At 54.5% G+C, this 2,080-nt stretch carries 1 protein-coding gene; it reads left to right on the top strand.

What is annotated here, in order from left to right:
* Nucleotides 1–302: 302 nt before the first annotated feature.
* Nucleotides 303–1,844, top strand: a complete 1,542-nt coding sequence (locus RMSM_RS16615; RefSeq protein ID WP_160168305.1) for a sulfatase — start codon at nucleotides 303–305, stop codon at nucleotides 1,842–1,844.
* Nucleotides 1,845–2,080 lie beyond the last annotated feature (236 nt).

Here is a 2,080-nt window from a genome sequence, read left to right as displayed (position 1 = left end):
CGAGCGGTTCGGTAGTTCAAAATAATGATCCGAGCTGCCGTAAGGCACCGGGTCGGGTTAATCCATTCATCCGAACCGAAGGGCCAACGGCCCGGCCATTTACTTCCCTTCCCTTGGTTGCCGCTTGTTTGCTTAGCAGAAACCGGCTCCACCCCGCAGACGTTGTGATCGCCCTCTTGCTTCGGCATTCGCTTTACGCATTGCTGCGGCTGTCGACTCCCGCAGCGACTTGCGTTCTCAGCTTGGATCTATAGACTTTGGGGTTGTTCCGCCCAACCTGCTGCTCATCAAGGGAGATCATTGTGAGACTCAAAAGCCCCGTTTTCCTGTTAACTTTCGTTTATTCGGTGTTGATTTCCGTTACCGCGGAAGCCGCCCCGAAAAATGTCGTGTTATTGTTTGTCGACGACATGGGATGGACCGACCTGGGGTGCACCGGCAGCGATTCCTACGAGACGCCCAACATTGATGCGCTCGCAGAAAGCGGAGTGCGTTTCACTAACGGCTACGCCGCGTGCACCGTTTGTTCACCGAGTCGTGCTGCACTGATGACTGGCCAGTCGCCGGCGCGTCTTCACGTGACGGATTTTATTCCCGGCCACTCGTTCATCAACACGCCAATGAACATTCCGTCATGGACCAAAGTGTTAGAGAAAAGACATGTTACATTGCCCGAGATACTAAAACCTTATGGATACACCAGTGTCCACCTCGGAAAATGGCACCTTGCTCACCGCGACGGATACGCCACTGGAAAAGAGGACAGTGCGGATCCCGACTTTTATCCGCAAGCACACGGATTCGATATCAATATTGGTGGCTGCGAGAAAGGGGCACCGCCAAGCTATTTCTGGCCCTATGGAAAAGGCAAAAACCTAACAGAACAAAAGAACAACTCGATCTACGAAACGCTTCCTAAAGACAAGGGTTCGGATCAGCAGCGAGAAGGCGAGTATCTGACCGATCGACTGGCGAGTGAAGCAGAGAACTTGATTGACCAGCTGGCCGAGGCAAAGAAGCCATTCTTCATGAATTTTTCTTTCTACAACGTGCACACGCCGCTGATGGGGCGGTCCGATCTGGTTGAAAAATACGAGGTGAAGCTGCAAGAGAATCCGGCGCGGAAGCATACCAACGTTCGCTATGCCGCGATGGTGGAAAGCGTCGATGAAGCGGTGGGGCGAATCGTCAAGAAGCTGCAAGCACACCAGATCTGGGACGAGACGTTGGTCATCTTCACCAGCGACAATGGTGGGCTCAAACCCGCGGCGACCGACAACGCCCCACTTCGCCAAGGCAAGGGCGGGATTTACGAAGGTGGAGTTCGTGTGCCGCTGATCATACGATTACCAGGCGATGGGAGTGTCGGTGGACTTTGCGATCGATTGGCAATCACGATGGATATCGTGCCGACGATTTGTGACGGGCTCGGAATCGCGTTATCAAAGGAGGTCGCTGAGGTACAAGATGGCATCTCGTTACTGCCATACGTGAAAGACCCGCAGACGCCGTCCACGCGAGATGATTTGTTTTGGCATTACCCTCACTACCACTCGATGGGCGCTCAGCCCTACAGCGCGATTCGATCCGGGAAATGGAAATTGATCCAAGTATTCGGGCAGGAAACGTTGGAGCTATATGATCTGGAAAACGATCTTCACGAGGATAACAACCGAGTGAACGAGAAGCCGGAAAAGGCGGACGAACTCTACGCGAAATTGGTTGCATGGCGGGAGTCCGTCAGTGCTCAATTGCCGACACCAAACCCCCGTTTCGCCCCGGACCAAAAAACCGGACTCATTCGCAATGGCAAACTTCGCCCAGCGGCACCGATCCGCAAGTAGAGCCGTCCCCGAGGTTGCGCTGCGCGACCTGGTCTCGAAATAATCACGGACTTACGTCCGTGGCTATCGCCTGCCATCGCTTCGCGATTTTTGGCTGAAAGTCTGGCTCCCCTCGCTTCCGCCGGGCTTGCCCCGGTCGGTGCGACAACTGGCTGCTACCTGGCAAGCCGGCCAAGACGCTCTCCCGTTTAAACGGGGGAGAAATTCGGATAGGACACTGGTAGTTGCCATTTGTT

Origin of the sequence: Rhodopirellula maiorica SM1 (assembly GCF_000346295.1) — a bacterium.
GTDB classification, from domain to species: domain Bacteria; phylum Planctomycetota; class Planctomycetia; order Pirellulales; family Pirellulaceae; genus Novipirellula; species Novipirellula maiorica.
This window is presented reverse-complemented; position numbering and strand designations above follow the sequence as displayed.